At 70.7% G+C, this 1652-nt stretch carries 1 protein-coding gene; it reads left to right on the top strand.

What is annotated here, in order from left to right:
• Positions 1-1652, top strand: a 1652-nt coding sequence (gene acs, locus ACIA8Q_RS33820; RefSeq protein WP_396318311.1) for an acetate--CoA ligase, incomplete at both ends; no start/stop codon positions are given.

The following is a 1652-nucleotide window of genomic DNA, read 5'->3' as shown; positions in this document are numbered from 1 at the left end:
TGAGCAACGAGAGCCTGGCCAACCTGCTCAAGGAGGAGCGGCGTTTCGCCCCGCCGGCAGAGCTCGCCGCAGCCGCCAACGTCACCGCGGCCGCGTACGCGCAGGCCTCCGAGGACCGTCTGGGGTTCTGGGCCGAGCAGGCCCGCCGGCTGAGCTGGGAGGTCGAGCCGACCCAGACGCTGGACTGGTCGAACCCGCCGTTCGCCAAGTGGTTCGCCGACGGCACCCTCAACGTGGCCTACAACTGCGTGGACCGCCACGTCGAGAACGGCCTGGGCGAGCGGGTCGCGATCCACTTCGAGGGCGAGCCCGGTGACGGCCGCTCGATCACCTACGCCCAGCTCAAGGACGAGGTCTCGCAGGCCGCCAACGCGCTGCTGGAACTCGGCGTGCGCAAGGGCGACCGGGTCGCCGTCTACCTGCCGATGATCGCCGAGGCCGTCATCGCGATGCTCGCCTGCGCCCGGATCGGCGCCACCCACTCGGTGGTCTTCGGCGGCTTCTCCGCCGACGCGGTCGCCTCCCGCATCCAGGACGCCCGGGCCAAACTCGTCATCACCGCCGACGGCGGCTACCGCCGCGGCAAGCCCTCCGCGCTCAAGCCCGCCATCGACGAGGCCCTGACCAAGGTCGACGGCGTCGAACACGTCCTGGTGGTGCGCCGCACCGGTCAGGACACCGCCTTCACCGAGGGCCGCGACGTGTGGTGGCACGAGATCACCGCGCGCCAGTCCACCGAGCACACCCCCGAGGCGCACGAGGCCGAGCACCCGCTGTTCATCCTCTACACCTCCGGCACCACCGGGAAGCCCAAGGGCATCCTGCACACCTCCGGCGGCTACCTCACCCAGGCCGCCTACACCCACCACGCGGTGTTCGACCTGAAGCCGGACACCGACGTGTACTGGTGCACCGCGGACATCGGCTGGGTCACCGGCCACTCGTACATCGTCTACGGCCCGCTCGCCAACGGCGCGACCCAGGTCGTCTACGAGGGCACCCCGGACACCCCGCACCAGGGCCGGTTCTGGGAGATCGTGCAGAAGTACGGCGTCACCATCCTCTACACCGCGCCGACCGCGATCCGCACGTTCATGAAGTGGGGCGACGACATCCCCGCGAAGTTCGACCTCTCCTCGCTGCGGGTGCTGGGCAGCGTCGGCGAGCCGATCAACCCCGAGGCGTGGATCTGGTACCGCGAGCACATCGGCGCCGGCCGGACCCCGATCGTGGACACCTGGTGGCAGACCGAGACCGGCGCGATGATGATCAGCCCGCTGCCCGGTGTCACCGAGACCAAGCCCGGCTCCGCCCAGCGCGCGCTGCCCGGCATCGCCGCCACCGTCGTCGACGACGAGGCCAACGAGGTCCCCAACGGCTCCGGCGGCTACCTCGTCCTGACCGAGCCGTGGCCCTCCATGCTCCGCACCATCTGGGGCGACGACCAGCGCTACATCGACACCTACTGGTCCCGCTTCGAAGGCCGCTACTTCGCGGGCGACGGCGCCAAGAAGGACGAGGACGGCGACATCTGGCTCCTCGGCCGGGTCGACGACGTGATGCTCGTCTCCGGCCACAACATCTCCACCACCGAGGTCGAGTCCGCCCTGGTCGGCCACCCCGCCGTGGCCGAGTCCGCGGTCGTCGGCGCC

The organism is Kitasatospora sp. NPDC051705 (genome assembly GCF_044453265.1).
Classification (GTDB): Bacteria; Actinomycetota; Actinomycetes; order Streptomycetales; family Streptomycetaceae; genus Kitasatospora.
The sequence above is the reverse complement of the archived record's forward strand: the minus strand, read 5'-3'. Positions and strand labels throughout refer to the sequence as shown.